This window comes from Streptomyces blastmyceticus (assembly GCF_039521185.1).
GTDB lineage: Bacteria > Actinomycetota > Actinomycetes > Streptomycetales > Streptomycetaceae > Streptomyces > Streptomyces blastmyceticus.
The window spans coordinates 1-20,700 of the sequence record NZ_BAAABW010000047.1 but is presented as its reverse complement, the minus strand read 5'-3'; the positions used below and the strand labels follow the sequence as shown (position 1 = coordinate 20,700).

22 protein-coding genes are annotated in these 20,700 nt (G+C 73.0%); 8 read left to right on the top strand and 14 right to left on the bottom strand.

Annotated elements, in window-relative coordinates; all coding sequences use genetic code 11:
- Nucleotides 1-28 precede the first annotated feature (28 nt).
- The 6 genes from ABD269_RS35100 to ABD269_RS35075 all read right to left on the bottom strand — a co-directional run bounded on the left by ABD269_RS35100 (nt 29) and on the right by ABD269_RS35075 (nt 5,091).
- Nucleotides 29-661 (bottom strand): hypothetical protein, encoded by a 633-nt coding sequence (locus ABD269_RS35100; RefSeq protein WP_344124669.1) that lies wholly within the window; start codon nt 659-661, stop codon nt 29-31.
- Between the two features lie 265 nt (nt 662-926).
- Nucleotides 927-1,364, bottom strand: coding sequence for a CBS domain-containing protein (locus ABD269_RS35095; protein ID WP_116210310.1), 438 nt, complete (start codon nt 1,362-1,364; stop codon nt 927-929).
- Nucleotides 1,365-1,517: 153 nt separating this feature from the next.
- The gene (locus ABD269_RS35090; protein WP_344124666.1) at nt 1,518-1,826 is read right to left on the bottom strand and encodes an MTH1187 family thiamine-binding protein; all 309 of its coding nucleotides are present in this window, start codon (nt 1,824-1,826) and stop codon (nt 1,518-1,520) included.
- A 52-nt stretch (nt 1,827-1,878) separates the two neighbouring features.
- Nucleotides 1,879-3,036, bottom strand: coding sequence for an MAB_1171c family putative transporter (locus ABD269_RS35085; RefSeq protein ID WP_344124664.1), 1,158 nt, complete (start codon nt 3,034-3,036; stop codon nt 1,879-1,881).
- Entirely contained in the window at nt 3,021-3,554 is a 534-nt protein-coding gene (locus ABD269_RS35080) for a M48 family metalloprotease (protein WP_301889758.1), read from the bottom strand. The genes ABD269_RS35085 and ABD269_RS35080 overlap by 16 nt, the downstream gene beginning before the upstream one ends.
- Nucleotides 3,555-3,864: 310 nt before the next feature.
- Nucleotides 3,865-5,091, bottom strand: a complete 1,227-nt coding sequence (locus ABD269_RS35075) for an aromatic acid exporter family protein (protein ID WP_344124661.1) — start codon at nt 5,089-5,091, stop codon at nt 3,865-3,867.
- 188 nt (nt 5,092-5,279) lie between these two features.
- Between ABD269_RS35075 and ABD269_RS35070 the strand changes: the two genes are divergently transcribed.
- Both ABD269_RS35070 and ABD269_RS35065 read left to right on the top strand, forming a co-directional pair.
- Nucleotides 5,280-5,960 carry a ScbR family autoregulator-binding transcription factor gene (locus tag ABD269_RS35070; protein ID WP_301889760.1) on the top strand — a complete coding sequence of 227 codons (681 nt, stop codon included), beginning with the start codon at nt 5,280-5,282 and terminating at the stop codon, nt 5,958-5,960.
- A gap of 198 nt (nt 5,961-6,158) precedes the next feature.
- Nucleotides 6,159-6,701: a hypothetical protein gene (locus ABD269_RS35065; RefSeq protein WP_344124658.1), complete on the top strand. Its 543-nt coding sequence runs from the start codon at nt 6,159-6,161 to the stop codon at nt 6,699-6,701.
- A gap of 28 nt (nt 6,702-6,729) precedes the next feature.
- On the opposite strand, the gene ABD269_RS35060 is transcribed toward ABD269_RS35065, so the two are convergent.
- Both ABD269_RS35060 and ABD269_RS35055 read right to left on the bottom strand, forming a co-directional pair.
- Nucleotides 6,730-7,251 carry a DM13 domain-containing protein gene (locus tag ABD269_RS35060; RefSeq protein WP_344124656.1) on the bottom strand — a complete coding sequence of 174 codons (522 nt, stop codon included), beginning with the start codon at nt 7,249-7,251 and terminating at the stop codon, nt 6,730-6,732.
- Between the two features lie 85 nt (nt 7,252-7,336).
- Nucleotides 7,337-8,044: an AAA family ATPase gene (locus ABD269_RS35055; RefSeq protein ID WP_344124654.1), complete on the bottom strand. Its 708-nt coding sequence runs from the start codon at nt 8,042-8,044 to the stop codon at nt 7,337-7,339.
- A gap of 177 nt (nt 8,045-8,221) precedes the next feature.
- Here ABD269_RS35055 and ABD269_RS35050 point away from each other — a divergent pair, with 177 nt between their 5' ends.
- Nucleotides 8,222-8,455, top strand: coding sequence for a hypothetical protein (locus ABD269_RS35050; RefSeq protein WP_301889765.1), 234 nt, complete (start codon nt 8,222-8,224; stop codon nt 8,453-8,455).
- A 72-nt stretch (nt 8,456-8,527) separates the two neighbouring features.
- Here ABD269_RS35050 and ABD269_RS35045 read toward each other — a convergent pair whose 3' ends face one another.
- The gene (locus tag ABD269_RS35045; protein ID WP_301889767.1) at nt 8,528-8,983 is read right to left on the bottom strand and encodes a MarR family transcriptional regulator; all 456 of its coding nucleotides are present in this window, start codon (nt 8,981-8,983) and stop codon (nt 8,528-8,530) included.
- A 118-nt stretch (nt 8,984-9,101) separates the two neighbouring features.
- Here ABD269_RS35045 and ABD269_RS35040 point away from each other — a divergent pair, with 118 nt between their 5' ends.
- The 3 genes from ABD269_RS35040 (at nt 9,102) to ABD269_RS35030 (ending at nt 14,015) form a co-directional block, all read left to right on the top strand.
- Complete coding sequence (locus tag ABD269_RS35040; RefSeq protein WP_344124651.1) at nt 9,102-9,848, top strand: NADPH-dependent F420 reductase; 747 nt, start codon at nt 9,102-9,104, stop codon at nt 9,846-9,848.
- A 245-nt stretch (nt 9,849-10,093) separates the two neighbouring features.
- Nucleotides 10,094-11,116: an alpha/beta hydrolase gene (locus tag ABD269_RS35035; protein ID WP_301894584.1), complete on the top strand. Its 1,023-nt coding sequence runs from the start codon at nt 10,094-10,096 to the stop codon at nt 11,114-11,116.
- A gap of 181 nt (nt 11,117-11,297) precedes the next feature.
- Nucleotides 11,298-14,015, top strand: coding sequence for an AfsR/SARP family transcriptional regulator (locus tag ABD269_RS35030; protein ID WP_344124649.1), 2,718 nt, complete (start codon nt 11,298-11,300; stop codon nt 14,013-14,015).
- On the opposite strand, the gene ABD269_RS35025 is transcribed toward ABD269_RS35030, so the two are convergent.
- Genes ABD269_RS35025 through ABD269_RS35010 form a run of 4 tightly spaced genes read right to left on the bottom strand, consistent with a single transcriptional unit; the run spans nt 13,991 to nt 17,510 of the window.
- Entirely contained in the window at nt 13,991-15,178 is a 1,188-nt protein-coding gene (locus ABD269_RS35025) for a glycoside hydrolase family 183 protein (RefSeq protein WP_344124647.1), read from the bottom strand. The two genes, ABD269_RS35030 and ABD269_RS35025, sit on opposite strands and share 25 nt — an antisense overlap.
- Nucleotides 15,179-15,238: 60 nt before the next feature.
- A complete protein-coding gene (locus tag ABD269_RS35020) occupies nt 15,239-15,916 on the bottom strand; it encodes an alpha/beta fold hydrolase (protein WP_301889773.1) in 678 nt (225 codons plus the stop codon).
- A 23-nt stretch (nt 15,917-15,939) separates the two neighbouring features.
- A complete protein-coding gene (locus ABD269_RS35015) occupies nt 15,940-17,145 on the bottom strand; it encodes a flavin-dependent oxidoreductase (RefSeq protein ID WP_344124644.1) in 1,206 nt (401 codons plus the stop codon).
- Complete coding sequence (locus tag ABD269_RS35010; RefSeq protein ID WP_301889776.1) at nt 17,142-17,510, bottom strand: YybH family protein; 369 nt, start codon at nt 17,508-17,510, stop codon at nt 17,142-17,144. Before ABD269_RS35010 ends, ABD269_RS35015 begins: the two co-directional genes overlap by 4 nt.
- An 88-nt stretch (nt 17,511-17,598) precedes the next feature.
- Here ABD269_RS35010 and ABD269_RS35005 point away from each other — a divergent pair, with 88 nt between their 5' ends.
- Nucleotides 17,599-18,513 (top strand): LysR family transcriptional regulator, encoded by a 915-nt coding sequence (locus ABD269_RS35005; protein ID WP_344124641.1) that lies wholly within the window; start codon nt 17,599-17,601, stop codon nt 18,511-18,513.
- A gap of 132 nt (nt 18,514-18,645) precedes the next feature.
- Nucleotides 18,646-19,449: a thioesterase family protein gene (locus tag ABD269_RS35000; RefSeq protein WP_344124639.1), complete on the top strand. Its 804-nt coding sequence runs from the start codon at nt 18,646-18,648 to the stop codon at nt 19,447-19,449.
- 15 nt (nt 19,450-19,464) lie between these two features.
- Here ABD269_RS35000 and ABD269_RS34995 read toward each other — a convergent pair whose 3' ends face one another.
- A complete protein-coding gene (locus ABD269_RS34995) occupies nt 19,465-20,436 on the bottom strand; it encodes a TIGR03557 family F420-dependent LLM class oxidoreductase (RefSeq protein ID WP_344124637.1) in 972 nt (323 codons plus the stop codon).
- Between the last annotated feature and the right edge of the window lie 264 nt (nt 20,437-20,700).

Here is a 20,700-nt window from a genome sequence, read left to right as displayed (position 1 = left end):
AACGGGGCCGCCGCTGCTGGGCCGGCGGTCAGGTGAGCAGGGTTTCGAGGAGCCCTCTGACCAGGAACGACAGGCCGTTGGCCAAGGGGCTGAGGGCGCCGACGAGGCCGCCGACGAGACGGGTCGCCACGGTCAGCAGGCCACCGCCGGTGTGGAACCCGTTCATGCCGCGCGCGCCCGGGGCGATGCCGATGTCGTCCTTGGCGAGCTGCGCCGTCGCCCCGACGGCGCCGGTCGTCGCCCCCGCGATGGCGTTGACGTCGGGCGCCGCGGCCGTCGCCTGCTGCTGGAGCGCGGCGCGCGCCGTGGTGAGCGCGGCCAGCTGCTGCTTGACGGCGGCACAGTTGCGGACGTCCTTCTGGGGCGCAGGCTGCGCCGCGTCGCAACTCTGCGCGGCCGTGTTGGCCGCCGCCGTGACGCTGCTGGTGTCGATGGCCTTCACGCCGTCGGCGGCGGCCCGCCGCAGCGCGTCGGGTGCCGGAACGGCGGATGCGGTGTGTGCGGCGGGTGCTGCCGGTGCGACAGGCGCGGTGACCGCGGCCTTGGTGATGTGCGGGGGAGCCGCGGGTGCGGGCGTCGCCAGAGTGGTCGTCATGACGAGGGCGACGGTGCCGCACGCCGCGGTGACGAGGGCGAGGCCGGTGGTGCGAGGAGCGGGCATGGACGTACTCCTTGGAGCGGAGGGATCTTCACGATCACCTTGCGGCCGCCCCTGGGACCCCGCAATCGGACAGCGGCCAAGGGGGTACCCCACGGCCGCTTCCCGCGCATTCTTTCCCTCCGTCAGAAACCCCGCCGATCCTCCATTTCTCCTGTGTTCACGGCCCCTTGACGGGATGCCAGTCACATTTTCGGCACCTGATGGGCCGTCCGGTACGAGGGTGACGCCCTGTCGGCCGATCAGCCGAAAGCCCGTCAGGGAAGCGTCAGTGGGCGGCCGCGTAGACCCTCGCCGCGAACTCCGCGATCTGCTCGTCGCTGAGGTTCTTCGCGAGGTTTGCCTCCGTGATCATGCCGACCAGGCGGTGGTCGTTGCGGACGTCGATGACCGGGAGGCGCTTGATCTGGTGCCGTTCCATGGTCTCCAGCGCCTCGGTGGCGTCCGCCTCGGCGTCGATCCAGTGCAGCTGCGAGCCCAGCTCACCGGCCTTCATGCCCGCCGGGTCGTGGCCCTCCGCCACACACTTGACGACGATGTCCCGGTCGGTGATCAGACCCTTGAGGCGGTTGTCGGAGCCGCAGATGGGCAGGCAGCCGACCGCCAGGTCGCGCATCATCTCCGCCGCGTCGGCCAGCGACTGCTGCTCGTCGACACACTGCACGCCCGCGGACATGATCTCGCGGGCCTTGAGCTGCTTTCTCATAGCCATGATCGCTCCTGACTTGCGCGCACGACGACGGTGTGCGGCGGGCCGCGTCCGGCGGCCCGCCGGGCCCCGGGCCGTGAACGGACCGGCCGGCGGGCCCTCCGCCTCCTCCATCGCAACACGGATGGCCCAACGCCGCCACGCTGGACGTCACCCCGCGGCGTAGCCGTCCGGAACGTGCCGCTCCATGAGCGCGATCTTGCCGTCGAGCGGGCGCTCCATCCCCGGCCACAGATCGGCCTGGAGGACGAGCTGGACCCGCGGCGCCCTGGCGGCCACGGCCTCGGTGGCGCGCTTGACGACGTCCATCACCTCGTCCCACTCGCCCTCGATCACCGTGGACATCGCATTGGAGCGGGTCGGCAGCCCCGACTCGCGAATGATCTTCACCGCGTCGGCGATGTGTTCCGGGAAGGACTCCCCGACGCCCAGCGGCGTCAGCGTGAAAGAGATGAGCACAGTGCTTTTCCTTTGCCGAGAAACAGAGAGAGGGGGCGGAACGGGAACCGGATCAGGCCGGGCCGCCCAGCGAGGCACGGTAGGCGTGCACGGCCGGCGAGCGGTACGCCGACGCGACCTCGAGCAGACTGCCGATCTCCTCCACGAGATCCTGCGCCCCCGGGCCCGCCAGATTGGCCGTCTGCGCCTGCGGGTCCTGCCCGGAGCGCTTGGCGTGCAGGGCCGCGGCCAGCCAGCACGCCGTCACATGCGCGTCGACCAGGGGCTCTGGCACCCCCTGGCCCGCGACGTGCGTACGGACGACGCCGAGGGTCGAGGGCGGCACGTAGTTCCGCAGCACGATCATCGCGTCCCTGATCTCGATGACCCTGCGGTAGAGCAGCAGCTGGAGCGGCACCGCCGCAGCGCCCAGCCGGTTGCCCGGCCGCAGCACCACGTCCGGCGTGGTCGACGTCAGGTCCTGCCACAGCCGGTCAAGACCGCGGTACGACCTGCGGTCCCGCAGGTGGTCCCGGGTCCGGGCCAGTACGGGCAGCGCCGCCCCGACCGCCATGAACGCCGCCTCCACGCCGGTCACCGGCGAGAACAGCGGGGCGAAGACCGTGGAACGCGTCTGCAGATAGAACAGCTTCAGCACCCACAGCAGGGACGCCAGCAGGATGCCCGTGCCGAACAGCCGCAGCCCGAGGCGCAGCAGCCGTGGCGTGCCCGGTCTGCGGCCGTAGCTCCAGCACACGATGCCGCACGTGGTGTCGGCGGTCAGATGGAAGGCGAAGAACACCCACCAGTAGGCGTCCGGCACGCTCGCGATGTCCCGGGACGGGGCGATCTGGTTGCGGGCGTGCGCGGGCCCGCCGAGGTCGAGCAGCACCAGCGTCACCATCACCGCGAGCGCGGCGCCGAACACCGGTGCCGTACGGCGCTGCCTGCCCGCCGCGCCGAAGATGAACCACAGCACCGCGGCCGCGTCGACGATGCTGAACAGATGCGTGGACAGGTCGATCCAGTGCGCGTCCGCGATCAGCCGCGACAGCACGGCGGTGACCGGGTCCAGATGCATCGACATCGCCAGCGCGATCATCACGATCGCGAACCACAACGGCCGCTGCTCGCGGTGCCGGATGCCCTGCGGGGCCCGGACGAGCGCCACCGCCCACAGCGCGACGATGCCGGCGTTCTCCACCCACGGCTGGTCTAACCAGCTGAACACGACGCCCCCGTACGATGGCCCGTCCGCAGCCCCATGGCCGATTCCAGCCCGCCCAGCATCCCCGACAGCAGCGTCGGCGCGGGGACCCGGCCGGCGGCCTCCAGGATGAGGGTGGCGATCATCTCCGCCTCCTGTTCCTGTTCGTCGCCGTAGCGGATGCGGGCCAGCACCTGCCGGACGGACCGCGGGTCGCTGATGTCGAGGTGGCGGTGGAGCTCCAGGTCGTCCACCGCCGAGCGGTGGTTGCAGACCAGGTGCCCGATCTCGTGCACGATGATGTGTTCCTGGTGCAGGGGGCTGGTCTGAGCGTCGTAGAGGATGAAGTCCTCCGTGTCCACCGCCAGCAGCAGTCCTGACGGAGTGCCGGGAACCGTCGGGGTGGGCAGCGCGAGCAGCCGCAGCGGCCGATCGCGCTCGGCCGCGAGCCGGGCGCACAGCTCCTGGGCGGAGAACGGGTCGGGGATCGGAATGCCGCCGATGACCTGCTGACATCGACGGCGCAGACGCCTCCAGTGCATCTCGGTCGGCTCTCCAGGAAGGGTCGGGACGGGGGGACACAGAACCCGGTAGCCGCGGCGCGTCACGGTGCCACCGCGAGAGAACGGCGGCCGGGCGTGCGCACGGTACGGCTCCCTCGCTGCCTCTTCCCCCGGACAGTCACTGGCAGCATCACGAGCCCCTTCGCACTTGTGCCCCGGCCGGTGCGATCGTAGATCGTCACGACGTCTCCTGCCAGGTCCTGGGCCATAGTTGACCGTTACCGTCCGTACTGTCACGCCAACTTCGCGCAATGTGACCCGTATTCCCGGCCCTGCGTCCGGCGGCGGCTCAGCCCAGGGTGCTGCGGCGGCCGAAACGGCTGCTGCGCATGCGGCGCTTGAGGCTTTCGAGCACCGGGTGGCGTTCGCGCTGCTCCTGCGATCGGCGGTCGAGTTCCTCCACGAGGCGCTGCGAGCGCTTCTCCACGTCCAGCTCGTCCAGGATCCGGTCGACCTCGGCCAGCAGCGCCCCGTGCAGCTGCCACTGGCGCGGGTGTTCCAGGACCTTGTCGAGCAGCAGGTCGGCCGCCCGGTCGCGGGCGGCGCGCCCGTCGGCCAGCGCCCGGCCCAGCCGGGCCTCCGCGTCCCGCGCGTTCGTCGTCACCTGGGTGGTGATGACCACGGCGAAGCTCTCCACCGCCCGCGCGAGCCGGTCGAAGACCTCTTTGAGCGCCGCCGCCACGTCCTCGGGGAACAGCGGCTCGCCGGTGCGCTCCTTGGCCAGGTCGGTCAGCGTCCTGGCGGTGACCCGCAGCACCACCGCCGAGATCTCCAGCGCGTCCAGCCCCGTCCGCAGCACCACCCGGAACAGCAGGCCCTCCCGTACGCGGGGGTTGAGCCGCAGGCTGTCCTCCGCCTGCCGCAGCGCGGCGTCGACCTCGACGATGTCGTGGTCCAGTCTGCGCGCCTCGTGCAGCCGGGCCGCCGCCTGGGCGACGGAGGTGTGACCGCTGACCTCGCCGCCGATGTCCTGGAGCAGCCGGCGCATCCGGCCCGCCAGGTCCTCGATGGCCTCACCGGCCGGCTGCACCCACACCGGCGGCACGAACAGGACGTTGAACAGCATCCCCACGACCGCGCCGATCAGCGTCTCCAGCACTCGGTCCCAGGAGGTCTCCGCGACCCGGGTGACGCCGAGCACGAGCATCGCGCTGATCGCCACCTCGGGGACGAACTCCCCCACCCGCACGAACCGGCCGATGACCAGCGACGCCAGGATGATCAGCCCGAGGCTCCACCACGTCAGCCCCACGAGCACGCTGAAGCCGATGGCGATGAGCACGCCCGCCACCACGGAGTTGACCCTGCGGATTCCGGTGGTCAGCGTGGCGTACAGCGTCACCTGCACCACCAGCAGCGCGGTGAGCGGCGCGGTCAGCGGCGCCGGTTCCCGGCTGAGCCACAGCGCCACGACGTAGGAGATCACCGCGGCCAGCGTGGAGCGCACCGTCTGCACGACCGCCGGTTCCCGGCCGCGCCGCACCAGTGTCGTCAGAGGGTCGGAGAGCGCGGGCACCCTGTGCCCCTTCCCCCTCACCACCACCCCGGACACCCCATGGGCCGTCGCGCCACTCGGGCGGTCGCCCGTCACCGGGCCGGTTCCCGTACGCGATAGCGTCCAGGGGCGGCTCCGGGTGGCCAGACGGCCGATGATAAGATACGAACTGGCCGGTTTTATTTTCGTGCGACACAGGAGGTGCCCTCGTGGCGAAACAGGCGCGGGCGATCCAGACCCGCCGCACGATCCTGGAAGCGGCCGGTGCCGTCTTCGACGAGTTCGGATACGAGTCCGCGACGATCGCGGAGATCCTCTCGCGGGCGGGCGTGACCAAGGGCGCGCTGTACTTCCACTTCGCGTCCAAGGAGGAGCTGGCGCGCGGGGTGCTCGACGCGGCGATCACCACCGAGGGCGTCATACCGCAGGAGTCCAAGCTCCAGGAGTGGGTGGACGTGGGGATGGTGCTCGCCCACAGGCTGCCGCAGGAGCCGCTGCTCAGCGCCCCGATCCGGCTGTCCGCCGACCGCAGGGCGCGGGAGCTGTTCGGTACGTCGTGGGCGGGCTGGATCGACTATCTCGCCGAGATGCTGACCGTGGCCAAGGAGCAGGGCGAGCTGCTGCCGCATGTCGACCCGCGGCAGATCTCGATGCTGTTCGTGAGCGCGTGGACCGGTGTGGAGATCGTCGCCACGGCGGCGGTCAGCGACGGCGACGCGCTGGAGGACCGCATCGCGATGCTCTACGACTGCTTCCTGCCGAGCATCGCCGTGCCCGGCGTCCTGGGTCGGCTGGACACCGCCCCGGACCGCGGCGGCCGGATCTGGGCGGCGCACAAGGCGCAGGCGCGGGCGGCCGCCGATGGTGACGGGCAGGTCGTGCGGGGCTGATTTTCCGGCAAGGAGGCCGGGTCGCGGAGGGGCGGCCCGGCCTTTTGTGTGCCTGGAATCAGGCTAGAAAACCGTCTGGTTGGTTTTCTGTGCGTCTGTTGACTTCTCGGCCAGGTGGTGGGACTCATGACGCGTACACGTCACTCGGCTTTTCGTGTCCGTCCGGCAACCCCACCCCGGACAGGAAGGAAGCACACGATGCGTACGACCAAGAGACCCCCCAACCGCACCCGGACGATCGCCGGGGCGGCCATGGCCGTCGTCCTCGCGGGCGCCGGCGTCGGGCTCGCCGCGCCGCCCGCGCTGGCCGACACCGTCGCCGTCCAGTACACCTGCACCGGACCGGGCGCCCCCAGCGGTGTCCAGTCCCTGAGCATCGCCGTGACGGCTCCGGCCAGTGTCCAGCAGGGCGGCACCGCGGACCTCACCGTCGACGTGATCACGACCCTCACCGCCCCCATCGACATCCCGGCGGGCAGCGTGAGCGGGGAGTTGACCCTCAACCTCGGCGGGACGGCCACGGGCAGCGTCACCGCGACCGGCTTCAGCAACGCCGACACGATCCCGAGCGGCACCCCGGTCACGGTGACCGGCGGCAAGGCGTCGGCCCGGCTCGACAGCGCGGGCTCCGCGACCTTCTCGCCCGGCGACGCCACCGTGCACGTCTTCGGCATCACCGTCGCCTGCTCGATATCGGGCACCGCCCCGGTCGCCGCCACGACCGAGGTCGTGGGCTCCTGACCCATGGACGTAGCCGCCGGGCCGCACGTCAGACGCGGGTGAGCCCGGCGGCGCCGAACGAGACGTCGAAGCGGTCGCACCAGATGCTGACGCTCGTGAACCGGTCGAGGTCCAGACCGGCGGGCAGGGCGTAGTTCTGGTCACCCTTGTTGCCCTTGAGGGCGCCGAGGCTGCGGTGGGCCCCGTCGTCGAAGACGTACCAGCCGGCCCGGCCCTCCTTCACCGGGGCGTCGGTGATCAGGACGCGCAGGTCCGGGCCGTTGCTGGTGTCGAGGTTCTCCAGCCGCAAGGTGCGGGTGCCGTCGGGCAGTTCGAGGATGCGCACCGTGCCGCTCGTGCTGTGCTCATGACTGATCAGCTCGCCCACGGCCAGGGTCCGCGGGCCGCGCCCCGGCCCGTCCGCCGCCGCGGGCACGGTCTCCCGCACCGTGGTGTCCACCCACAGCTTCCACGGCTGGAACCAGACCACCCCCGCGCCGACCGCCACCAGCCCGGCCACCAGCAGCCCCACCACGACCGGCCTGCCGAGTATCCGTCGTACGCGTCCCATCTCGTCCTCCTGAAAGCCATGCGCTGTCAGTGGTTCCAACGGGCCACGGCGGCGGATGCGATCCGGGATGCCGATGACGAAAGTCTTACGCGCCCTCCCGGCGTGCGGAGGCCGGGGCGGGTGCCGTCCGCGCCCCGGGAACGGCCGGGGCACCGGAGCGGAACTCCACCGCCGCCACCCGCTGCCGCGACACCCGGTCGAGCAGGACGACCGAGGCCGCCTCCGGGACGGCGCCCGCTCCGCCGGGGCCGGACAGCGCCCGCAGCAGCAGGCCGAGCCGCCGGTCGTGCCGGGCGAAGACCCGGCCCGGGGCCCACCGGCCCCGGGCGTCCTGGCCCGCCAGCGCCTCGGCCGCCCCGACGTCCAGCAGTACCAGATGCAGCTCGCGGCCCTGCCGCCCGGCGCTCCGGGCGAGCCACCGCCGCAGCCACGGGCGGCTGCCGCAGTCGTGCACCAGCATCGGGTCCCCGGCGCGCACCGCCGCGCGCAGCCACCGGACGTGCTCCAGACGTGCCCACGGCCGGTAGACCGCGTACGGCAGACGCGCGGGCATCACCGCCTCGCACGCCTCGTGGACGTCGCGCGGGTCCACCGCGGTGGCGGCCGCCGACCAGCGGCGCAGCAGGGTGCTCTTGCCGCTGCCGGGCAGGCCCGACACGACGACCACGGCGCCGGGCGGATACGACAGCAGCTCGGGAGCGCCGCCCGAACCCCGGAAATCCACCAGGCCGCGCGGCCGCAACCGCCCCGCCGCCTCCCCGCCGACCGTGCCCGACCTGCCCGAATCGCTCATCACTGCCCCCTGCCCGAACCGTTGACCACAGCTTCGCACGGGCGGTCGTCATCAGATCTGACACGCCGTCGACGGCCGGACGGGACCGGTGGTGCGGACCGTACGCGCGCTCCGGCCCGTCCGGTGCTCACCGCCGTGGGGCAGTGACCTGCCGCAGGAATATCCGTTTACCAGGACATGAAGCGCATTTCCGCAGTTCTCGTACTCGCCGCCTCGGCGCTGGCCCTCGCACCCACCGCTCACGCGGACGACCCCGTGTCCCGGCTGGCCCGGCTGGGCGACGCCCCGAAGCGGCTGCCCGTCAGCGGCATCCACAAGATCAAGGGCGTGGGCGACGCCCTCACGAGCCATATCGAACAAGGGAAGTTGGTGCCCGACAGCGAAGCCTCCCTCCGCCTGACCCACCCCTGAGAACCGCGCCCCACCGGGGACGGACACCTCGCGCCCCGGCCCTGCACCTGTCGGCAGGGCCGGGGCGACGCCCTACGGAAGGTCGCCGGCGCCGCCGAGATTGGCGACCATCCGCCGCAGCACATCGACCGCGGCCGCGTACTCCTCCGCCGCGATCCCCGCGTGCATCTGCTCGTGTGCCCGCCTGTTCCGCTCCGCCGCACGGATCCGGCCCGCCTCGCCCTCGGCGGTGAGCGTCAGCCGCCCCGCCTCCTCCCGCATCCACCCGCGCGCGAACAAGTCGTCGTAGACCGCCTCGAAGTCGATCCCGAGGTCGTCGAACGGGCGCAGCCGCTCGGTGAGTCGCGCGCGGTCCCACGTGCCCGGTGCGCCCGCGACGTGGTTGAGCGTCCACCAGTGCGGCTGGGTGAGCTCCTCCACGGCCAGCTCGGCGCGGAGCCGGCCGACCACCGCACGGTGGGCCTCGCCGCTCCAGTGGCCGATCGGCTGCGCGGCCAGTTCCTCCCGCGTGTACTCCTTGATGGTCACAGCCGCTCCTCTTTCTCCTCGCCCGCGTCCCTGATGCGATCACCGTAGAAGCTCTAGCAAGGTTGAGGTCAAGGCGCTTTTCCCGCCCGGTTTTCCTGCCCGGAAGCGGAAACACTTCGTGCGCGGTCCGTGTTACTCCCGTGACGGCCGGAGTCCACGACACCCGCCGGCCTACCCCCGTAGCGCGACACGGAAGGTGCGTCACATGAAGATCGGCATCATCGGAGCGGGCAACATCGGCGGCAATCTCACCCGTCGGCTCACCGCCGTCGGCCACGACGTGGCGGTCGCGAACTCCCGTGGCCCGCAGACCCTCACCGAACTGGCCGACGAGACAGGCGCCACCCCCGTCACCGTCGAGGAGGCCCCGCGCGGCGCGCGCGTCGTCATCGTCACCATCCCGCTCAAGAACATCCCCGGCCTGCCCGCCGGGCTGTTCGACGGCGCCCCCGAGGACCTGGTCGTCATCGACACCGGCAACTACTACCCCCAGCAGCGCGACGGCCGCATCGCCGAGATCGAGGAAGGGCTGCCGGAGAGCCGCTGGACCGAGCGGCACCTCGGCCGTCCCGTCGTCAAGGCGTTCAACGGCACCTACGCCCAGGACCTGCTCGACCGCCCCCGCCCCAAGGGCGACCCCGGCCGGGTCGCGCTCCCCGTGGCCGGTGACGACCCGGAGGCCAAGCGGGTCGTCCGGGCCCTCATCGACGAACTGGGCTTCGACACCGTCGACACCGGCGGTCTCGACGACTCCTGGCGCCAGCAGCCGGGGACGCCGGTGTACGGGGAGGCGGCAGACGCGGAGACGGTGCGCAAGCTCCTCGCGGAGGCGACCCCCGAGCGCACGGCGGAGTGGCGCGCCTGACCCCCGGCGAGGTCGGACGGGCCGGACCTTCCGGCCCGTCCGGCACAATGACCAAGGTCACGGCCTTTGGCGGGAACCCCCGGCGGGCTTCGGAGCTCCAGTAGGACGGAACAGACCATCATGTCCTTCGGGGCAACAGCATCATCCGGAGCGACGCGATGACGCACTCACCTTCCGAGGCCTACCGGTCCCGGGGCCACCGCCGTGCAACCCGCGCCAAACGATGGACCATCGTTGTGGCGTCCATAGCCGTACTCGGGCTGATCACCGGGGGCGTTCTCGACTACCTCAAGATCGGCCCGTTCTCCGACAAGGGTGAGAAGGTCAGCTTCGGCCAGCAGGCGCCCGCCGGGAACGGCGGCCAGGCCGGCGGGAACAACGGCGCCCAGCCCGCCGCGGACTCCAAGGTCCTGATGCCGACCGGCCCCGCCGCCGAGTTCAAGAACGTCAACACCCTGGGCGACGGCACGCACATCGCCGTGACCACCCTGGAGGGCAAGAAGTCCGGCTTCACGGGCAAGGTCTGGGTCTGGGCCCCGAAGGAGTACGGGGACCCCAAGTTCGCGAACAGCGGCTTCCCCGTCCTCGTCGCCCTGCCCGGCGGCCCCGGCTTCCCGGACAACTACTGGATGGGCACCAACCTCAAGCTCCAGTCGTCCATCTCCAAGTGGTACGCGGAGGGCAAGAGCAAGCCCTTCCTGCTGGCCATGCCGGTGCTGAACCCGAAGAACAACGGGACCTACTGGGACGGCAGCGACATCCCCAACCAGCCGAAGATGGGCACCTGGCTCACCGACGACGTCCCGGACCTGATGAAGCAGAACTTCCGGACCATCAAGTCGCGTGACGGCTGGGCCTTCATGGGCTCCTCCTCCGGCGGCTTCGCGGGCATGAAGGCCGTCCTGAAGCACCCCGACCGCTTCAAGGCGGCCATCGCCTCCGGCCCGGACATCGTCCCCGACTCCCCGCTGTGGAAGGGCCACCAGAAGGAGATGGACGAGAACAACCCCGAGCTGCTGGCCAAGGACCTCATCGCCAAGGGCGGCCCGGACGTCTACATCGCGTTCCAGTACGGCACGCGGGAGGACCCCATCACGATCAACGGCGTCAAGAAGTTCGTCGCCACCTACGGCAAGGGCCCGGTGCACACCAACGTGAAGGTGATCGAGGGCGGCAAGCACGACGCCTACACCTACGTCCCGAGCATGGGCCAGGGGCCGATCCAGTGGATCAGCGAGCAGCTGGAGGGCCCGGTCCCGGCCTCCTGACGAAAGCGCCCCTCCCGAAGCCGCGAGACCCACAGCCGGTCTCGCGGCTTTCCGCTTCTCAGGGGCCTCGTACACCACGCCGCAGGCCGGAACCGTCCGTCGCACGGCGGTTCCCGCCCGGCACACTCACCGGCACTTACCCTGTGATCAGGGAAACTTTGTGCGAATAGGGGCTTTGGGCATGGGTGGGGCAGAACCCGCGGATCCGATGCGTTTCACCGTCCTCGGACCGGTCCGCGCCTGGCGGGGAGTCACGGAACTGCCGCTGGGCGCGCGCCAGCAGCGCTGCGTCCTGGCCGTGCTGCTCCTGCGCGGCGGCACGACCGTCTCGGTGGAGGAACTCGTCGACGCCCTCTGGGGCGACCGGCCGCCGCCCTCGGCCCTGGGCACCGTGCGCACCTACGCCTACCGGCTGCGCAGGGTCCTGGGGCACGGCACGCTCGGCCCCGACGCCGGCGGCTACCGCATCGTGACCGCACCCGGGCACCTCGACTCCGCGGAGTGCGAACGCCTGGCGGCGGAGGCGGCCCGCCACCGCGCCGCCGGGCGTACGGGAGAGGCCCTCACGGCCCTGCGCCAGGCCCTCGCGCTGTGGCGCGGCGAAGCGCTGCCGGGCCTTCCCGGCCCGTACGCCGAACGGCAGCGCGTCCGTTGGTCGGAGCGCCGCCTCGAACTCCTCGAAGCCCGGCTGGAAGCCGAGCTGGACCTCGGCCGCCACGACCGGATCACCGGCGAGCTCGCCGAGCTGGCCGACGAGCACCCGATGCGCGAGCGCGTCTCCCAGCTGTGGATGCTCGCCCTCTACCGCGCCGGACGCCAGGCCGAGGCCCTGGACGCGTACGCCGCCGCGCGCCGCACCCTGGTCGCCGAGCTCGGCGTCGAACCCGGCCCGGAGCTGCGGGAACTGCACTGCCGGATCCTCGCCGCGGACCCCGCGCTCGCCCTGCCCACCGACTCCGCGGACCTCGTGGCGGCGCCGCCCCACTCCTTCGGGGAGCCGGCCGACGCCCCGCCTGCCGAGCCCGCACCCCCGCCCGCACCCCGGCAACTCCCCTCCAGATCGGCCGACTTCGTCGGGCGGCAGGCCGAGACGGCCGCGCTGCGCGAGACCCTCCTCGCCCCCGACGCCACGCCCGTCGTGGCCGTCTGCGGCCTCGGCGGCGTCGGCAAGACCGAGCTCGCCGTCCACCTCGCCCACTCCCTGGCCCCGCGCTTCCCCGACGGCCAGCTCTACGCCGACCTGCACGGCGAGGACGGCCGGCCCGTCCCGCCCGAGGAGGTCCTCGGCTCCTTCCTCCGGGCCTTCGGCCTCGCCCGCGAGGCGCTGCCCACCGGGCTCACCGAGCGGTCCCTCCTCCTGCGCTCCGTCCTCGCCGGACGCAAGGTCCTCCTCGTCCTCGACAACGCGCGGGACGCCCGGCAGGTGCGGCCGCTGCTGCCGGGCGCGCCCGGCTCCGCCGTCCTGGTCACCAGCCGCGCCCGGCTCGCCTCCCTGACCACCGCCCGCTCCACCGAACTGGGCGTCCTCGCCCCCGCCGAGGCCCTCCGGCTGTTCACCGGCATCGTCGGCGAGGACCGCGTACGGGCGGAGGAGACCGCCGCGCGGGAACTGATGGCAGCCTGCGGCCACCTCCCCCTGGCCATCAGGATCGTCGGCGCGCGGCTCGTCAACCGGCCGTACTGGACCCTCGCCGGACTCCTCGACCGCCTCGCCGACGACCGGCGCCGCCTCGACGTCCTGCGCACCGGCGACCTCGCCGTGGAGAGCACCTTCCGCCTCGGCTACGACCGGTTGGCGCCCGCCCAGGCCCGCGCCTTCCGGCTGCTGGCCGTCCCCGCGACCCCCGACCTGCCGGTCGACGCCGTCGCCGCCGTGCTCGACCTGCCCCGCCATGCGGCGGAGGACCTCGCCGAATCGCTCGCGGACGCCTCCATGCTGGAGACCCCCGCCCCCGAGCGCTACCGCTTCCACCCGCTCCTGCGCGACTTCGCCCGAGGCCTCGGCGCGGACCGGACCGGCGCGCTGGACCGGCTCGTCCACCACTACCGCACCGCCACGGCCGCCGCCCTCGGCCCGACCGCCGCACGCCGCGCCGGACTCCACGCGCCGGACGTCTCCGGCGCGCCGGGCCCCGTACGGACCGGACACCGGGGCATCGCCGAACTGATCGTCCAGTGCGCCGGGGAACCCGATCCCGGCCCCGACCTGCGCCCGGTCGGTGAACTCCTGCTGGGCGCCGCCCTGTTGTGCGAGTCCGGGCAGGCCGCCCGCGAACTGGCCCGTGCCGCGAACGCGCTCCTGCCCGCCGTCCGGCAGCGCAGGGACCACTGCGGCGAGGCCCGCGTCCGCCTCGCCCTCGGCAGACTGCTGCTGGAAGCCGGCTCCGCCGCCCCTGCCCTCGCCGAACTGCTGCGGGCCCGCGAGCTGTGCGGCACGCACGACCTGCCCGGCGCCCTGCACGCGCACATCCACGCGGCGCTCGGCGCCTGCCACGCCCACAGCGGCCGACACGAGGACGCGATCACCTGCTTCACGGCCGCCGCCGACATCCGCCGCGGCCTCGGAGATCCCGCCGGAGCCGCCGTCGAATCCCTCGGCCTCGCCGGGGCGCTCGCCGGACTCGGCCGCTTCGACGACGCCGAGCGCGTCGCGGCCGCCGCCCGGACGGTCTGTCACCAGCACGCCGACACCGACGGCGAGGCCCTCGCCGGGAACGCCCTGGGACGCATCGCGCGGGAGCGCGCCGACCACGCGCGGGCCGCCGGGCACCACAGCGCCGCACCGGGCCCGGACTGCGAGACGGCGCACGACCTCCTCGCCGTGATCGGCGCCTCCGAGGCCGGCACGCCGCCCTGGCTGTCCCGGACACCGCGTCAGGACGCGGGCGGAGCCGTCTGAGCGTGGCCGAGTGTCATACGCAGGAAGCGGGGCCGGTAGATGTCCGCGCGCCGGATGACGTCGTCCGGGACGAGGCTGTTGACGTTGTAGGAGACGACGAGCTCGCCACGGCCTTCGAGCTCCGGGTGCTCATGGGGGTTGTAGGCGAAGACGTTCCGGTTGCGGTAGGTGCCCGTCGGCCCGGCCTCCGGGGCGGTGAACACCGTACGGGGCCGGGTGAACGGCCCGTTGGGCGTACGGGACCAGGCGAGCTGCACCTCGGCGCTGAACGGCTGGTCCGCGCGCTGGGTGCACAGCGCGTACCAGCCGCCGTGCCGCACCACGCTCACCTCGTCGGAGGCGCGCAGCGCGGACCCGTCGGGCCCGGACAGCCGGGCGGAGCGCCGCTCGTCGCCGGACCAGGTGCCGCGGCCGGTCCAGAACTGCCAGGGCCCGCGCAGGTCCTGCCCGGAGACCCGGGCCAGGTGGAGGTGGTTGCCGGGGCCGGGCGCCTTCTCGGTGCCGTAGACATAGGTGTGCCCGTCCTCCCTGGACAGCCACGCGCCCCAGGAGATGCCGGCCGACGACGGCAGCGGGGTCAGCGACCGCGGCCGGGACATGCCGCCGGGGCCGAACCGGCCCAGCGCGTTGCCCCGCCAGGCGATGTCCAGGGGGCCGGGCCCGGTCCGCGCGTAGCGGGCGTAGACCACCTCGACCCCGCCGCCGTCGGGGATGCCGGCCCGCGACCAGTACCAGTCGCCGGGCCCCGCACCCGACACGACCGACGCGGGTGCACCGGCCGCGTCCCGCCCGGTGACGGTGTGCGGGCCGGTGGCGTCCCAGCGGACGAAGCTGTTGTGGACGAAGGGCGTCGAACCGCCGTCGTCGGTGACCGGGGGGCGCGACCCGTCGGGCCGTACGGTGCCGAGGAAGGTGTCGGAGAAGACCCACAGCTCGCCCCCGCGCACGGGCACGGAGTATGTGCTGTCGCCGCCCGTCCAGTGCCCCGGCGCGCGGTCCCGCTCGGCGTACCTCCCGAACGCCCGGGCCGTCGCCGCGTCCGCCCGCACTCGGGTGACCTCCGGCGGTCGTGCCGCGGACGGCCCGAACGCGCAGGTCGCGACGAGAGCACAGACCAGCAGCCCGGGGGAGCGCAGGCGGCGGAGGAGACGGGGAGTTCGCATCGCCAGTCCCAACGAGCGAACGCCCACGGGGTTGTCACCGGCCGGCCGCCCCCTGTCGCGTCAGCCGGCCGGCACCGAGTCCAGCGCCACCTTCAGCAGCTCGTCCGGCGCGTTCCCCATGACGTTGTGCGTGGACGCCAGCGCGTGCACCCTCCACTCCGGGTCGTCGAGCAACCGCTCGTACGTGGGCCGGAACGGCGTCTCCCCCTCCCAGAGCTCCGCGTACACGTAGTCCCTGCGCCGGACCCGGTCGAGGCCGCCGCGCAGGCGGATCGACTGGAGCAGGCTCGCCAGCGGGTGCGCGGTCGCGCGCGGGTCGAGGAACGGCAGGGGCGCGGTCGCGTACCCCAGGGTGCCCACACCCCGCAGATACCAGCCCCGGACACCGTCGTTGGCCAGCGTCCAGCAGGAATCGCCGTCCGCGGGCACAAAGGCGTCGACGTATATCAGGCCCGCCACGCGCTCGGGCAGCCGGTCGGCGGCGCCCGTGATCACCATGCCGCCGTAGCTGTGCCCGACCAGCACCGCGTCGGTGATGTCCTCGTCCACCAGCAGGTTCACCACGTCGTCGATGTGCGTATCGAGATTCACCGAGGCGCCGAGCAGGTGCTTGCGCGCCCCGAGTCCGGTCAGCGTGAGCGGATACGCCTCGTGACCGTGCTGCCGCAGTCGGCGCGCCAGCGGTTCGAAGCACCAGGCGCCGTGCCAGGCGCCGGGAACGAGTACGAAAGTGGCCATGCGAAGCTCCTTGTGACGGAAGGTCAGATCGCCGAGGTGTCGAGTCGACGAGGTGTCAGGGAAGCGCGTGCGTTGAGCGCGTCCACGTCGCTCCCCGTGGTGTGCCGGTAGGTGTCGGTGATGCGGGCCAGGTCGTACGGGGTCCGGCCGTCCGCACGGTTCATTGTGCGGTTGGCCAGCACGACGGCCGACGTCGCCTCCCGGCGGGCGTCCTCATAACGGGCGAGTCCCTGGGCCGCGTCGTCGGCCCGCGCGAGTTCGTACGCGAGCACCCGCGCGTCGACGACCGCCTGCGAGGCGCCGTTGGCGCCCACGGGGTACATCGGGTGCGCCGCGTCACCGAGCAGCGTGACCCGTCCGCGGCCCCAGGCCGGGAGCGGGTCGCGGTCGACCATGGGGTAGGTGAGGATCTCCCCGCCGCCGGCCAGCAGGGCGGGCACGTCGAGCCCGCCGAGCCGCCACCCTTCGTAGTGCGGCAGCACGTCGGCCGCGCGGGCGGTACGGTTCCAGCCCGCTTCCCCGGCGAGGGGCCCGGGAGCGGACTCCCGCACCTGGCACACCCAGTTGAGCCGGTCCCGCCCGATCGGGTAGGCGATCAGCTGGGTGTCGCCGTCCCGCAGGATCGCCATGGAGCGCCCCGCGCGGAACGGTTCGGCCCGGGTCGTGCCCCGCCACATCCGGATGCCCGACCACAGCAGCGGCCCGCCGTCCGGGTGCAGCCGGGCGCGCACCGCCGAGTGCAGCCCGTCGGCGCCGACGAGGACGTCGGCGGCTGTGGTGACGGTGGCTCCCGTCGCCCGGTCGAGGAGGCGGGCCCGTACGCCGCCCGCCTCCTCCTCGAAGTCCGTCAGGCGGGTTCCGGTACGGACCGCCGCGGCGCCCAGCCGCTCGCGGACCGCCGACAGGAGCAGCATCTGGAGTTCGCCGCGGTGGACCGAGTACTGCGGCCAGCGGTAGCCCTGGGCGACGCCGCGCGGTTCGGAGAAGATCTCCCGGCCGTGCCGGTCGCAGTGGACGATCTCGGCGGCCGCCACCCCGAGGGCGGCGAGGGCGTCGCCGAGGCCGAGTTCGGTCAGTTCGCGCACGGCGTGCGGCAGCAGGTTGATCCCGACGCCGAGCGGCCGGATCTCCCGGGCACTCTCCACCACGACCGCCTCGATGCCCGCGGCGTGCAGGCTCAGCGCGGCGGTCAGGCCGCCGATGCCCGCCCCGGCGATCAGCGCGGTCACCGGTCGGCCGGGAGCTCGGGGCGGTCGACGACGCGCAGCCAGGTGCCGTCCGGCTGACGGCGCGCCACCTGGACGCGGCCGCCCGTGCCGTCGGCGGGGCGGGTGGAGGTGAGGGCGAGATCGCCGTAGCGGACCGTCGGCAGGGGCTCCTCCACCACGAAGGGCAACGGTGCGTGGGCCACCATCCGCTCGCACACGGCGCGGATCGCCTCCCTGCCGACCGTCACGGTCCCGGGCGGGAAGGCGAGCACGGCGTCGGGGGCGTAGAGCTCGGCCAGGCCCTCGGCGTCGCGGGCGTTGGCGCGCTCCACGAACAGGCGGGCCAGGTCTTCGGGGGTGCGGGCGGGTTCACGGTTGTCGGTCATGGTGACGTCCTTTCTCGTGCCTCCACTCTGTGCCCGTGATGATCAGAAGTCCAAGAGATGATTTTTCTGATTGCTAGAATCAACAGTTATGGAACTCCGTCAGCTCGCCTACTTCGTGGCCGTGGCCGAAGAGCGCAACTTCACCCGCGCCGCGGAGAAGGCCCACGTGGCCCAGCCCGGCGTCAGCGCCCAGATCCGCAAGCTCGAACGGGAGCTCGGCCAGGAGCTGTTGGACCGCTCGGGCCGGGAGGTGCGGCTCACCGAAGCGGGCGAGACCGTCCTCCCGTACGCCCGGGCCGCCCTCGCCGCGGTCGAAGGCGCCCGGCTCGCCGTCGACGAACTCACCGGACTCGTCCGCGGACACGTCGCCGTGGGGACCGTGACCTCGCACAACGTCGACCTGCCCGGACTGCTCGCAGGATTCCACGACGACCACCCGGCGGTGGAGATCACCCTGACCGAGGCGAACTCGGACCAGCTCATGGACGAACTGCGGGCCGGCCTCCTCGACGCGGCGATCATCAGCATCGGCGGCACCGCCCCCGCCGGGCTCGACATCCGGGTGGTCGACGACCAGCCGATCGTCGTCGCCGTCGCCCACGACCACGAACTCGCCATCCACCAGGCCGTGTCGGTCGACACCCTGCGCGAACGCCCCCTCATCAGCCTGCCCAGGGGCACGGGCCTGCGCACCCGGCTCGACGAGGCCTGCGCGGCCGCGGGCTTCACCCCGCGGATCGCCTTCGAGGCGAGCGACCCCGGCGCCCTCGCCCAGCTCGCCGCCCGCGGCCTGGGCGCGGCGATCCTGCCGGGCGCCTTCGCCGAGGCGCGGGCGGACGAACTGCGCAGCATCGCGATCGACCGCCCGGCGCTCCGCGGCCGCCTCGCCTTCGCCTGGCGCACCGACGGCCCGAGCAGCCCCGCGGGCCGCGCCCTCGTCGCCCGGGCCCGCGCCACGCTGGGCGGCCCCGGCAGCGGCCACACCCGCCGCGCGGGCCGATGAGCGTACCCCCGGCGGCGGCCCGCCGCCATGACCGGCATCGCACCATCCGCCCCTGGTGACGCCCGCGCACCGTGCCCGAGACTGACCGTGCGACGACGCACCGACCACACGGCGACGAGGTGAGGCGCTCACATGACGTCAGGCTCCACACGACTGCCCGAGTCCTTCTACCGGCACACCGGCCACGGGAGTTACCACAGCACACCCGCCACCGCGGGCCCGTGGAGCCCGAAGACCCAGCACGCGGGCCCGCCGTCCGCCCTGCTCGGCCGCGCCCTCGAACGGCACGACGCGCGCGACGGCTTCCGGGTCGCGCGCGTCACCCTGGAGATCCCGCGCCCCGTCCCCGTCGCCGAACTGCGCGTCGACGTCCGTACGATCCACTCCGGCGGACGCACCGAACTCCTCGAGGGCGAACTCACCGCGGACGGCAGGACCGTCATGCTGGCACGGGCCTGGCGCATCGCCTCCGGCCCGGCCGACACCCCCGCGCTGCGCCCCGAGCCGGTCCCGCCGCCGGTACCGGCACCCCAGCCGTCACCCACGATGACCGGCGCCCACCTCGACGGCTACATCGCGGCGATGGAGTGGCGCTTCGTGTCCGGCGGGGGATTCGACACCCCCGGACCCGGCACGGCCTGGGCGCGCCAGCGCATCCCGCTCGTCGCGGGCGAGGACGACACCCCGCTGACCCGCGCCCTCACCCTCGCCGACAGCAACTGGGCCGTGGCCTCCGAACTCGACCACATCCGCAGGCTCGTCATCAACACCGACATCACCCTCGCCCTGCACCGCGAACCCGTCGGCGAGTGGCTCTGCCTGCGCGCGACGACCGCCGCGAGCCCCACCGGCTCGGGCCTGGCATCCGGCCGCCTCGACGACGAGTCCGGGGACTGCGGCCGCATCCTCCAGACCCTCCTCGTCGCCGAACGCTGACCCCGGCCCGCCCCGTCACGTCCCCTCCGCGCGGCCCGGCAGCCGGGGGAGCACCTTCGTGCGGTAGAAGTCGAAGAAACCCTGCTGGTCGGCGCCGATCTGGTGGACGTAGACCGTGTCGAAGCCCGCGTCCGCGTACGCCGCGACCGCCTCGATGTGCGCCTCCGCGTCGTCGCCGCAGAGCACCGCGTCCGCCACCTGATCCATCGTCACCAGTTCACAGGCCTGCTCGAAGTGGTGGGGCGTCGGCAGGAGTTGGGGAAGCTCGCCGGGGAGCCGCTCGACGGCCCACAGGCGGTGTGCCGTGCGGACGGCCTCGTCGCGGTCCGGCCCCCAGCACACCCTCAGCCCGGCCTGTGCCGGCTTCACCCCGCCGCCGCTGCGCCGGAAGCGGTCCACCGCCTCGCCGTCGGGCGCCATGGTGATGAAGCCGTCCCCGATCCGCCCGGCGAGCTCGGTCGCCGCCGGGCCGAACGCCGAGATGTCGATGGGCACGGGGTCGTCCGGCACCGTGTGGAGCCTGGCGTTCTCCACCGTGTAGTGCTTGCCGTGGTGGCTGACCTCGCCGCCCTCGAACAGGAGCCGCATCACGTGGACGGCCTCCTGGAGCATCTCCAGCCGCACGGCCGCCTGGGGCCAGGGGGCGCCGAGTATGTGCTCGTCGAGCGCCAGACCGCTGCCCACACCGAGCCGGAACCGCCCGCCCAGCTGCACGGCACAGGTGGCGGCGGCCTGCGCCGTCACCGCCGGGTGCATCCGCATCGTCGGACACGTCACCGCCGTCTGCACCGGCAGGGACGTGGCCTGGGACAGCGCGCCGATCACCGACCACACGAAGGGGCTCCGGCCCTGCGCCGCATTCCACGGGTGGTAGTGGTCGGAGATCCACAGCCCGGTGAAGCCCGCCTGCTCGGCCATCCGCGCCTGCTCCACCAGCTCGTCCGGCCCGTGTTCCTCGCTGGAGAGGAAATAGCCGTATTCCGTCATCGGGATGACCTCCTGGAGAGCGGCTCTCAGCCACCGGGTAACCATCCGGCCGTACGGGAAACCCCCGGTCATCGGTTGCGCCGCCCGCGATCCCGGTACAGGCTGGAACGGACCGCTTCCCGTGCGAGCCCCACGGCCGCTCCTCGATGAACAAGTCCGAGCTCAAGCGGTCCCTGGGACGCTGACCCGTCACCCTCCTCAGCCGGTCCTACGTTGTTGGCGGGTTGGACGGGCCGTCGTAAGGTCCAGAGATCCAGAGACGCC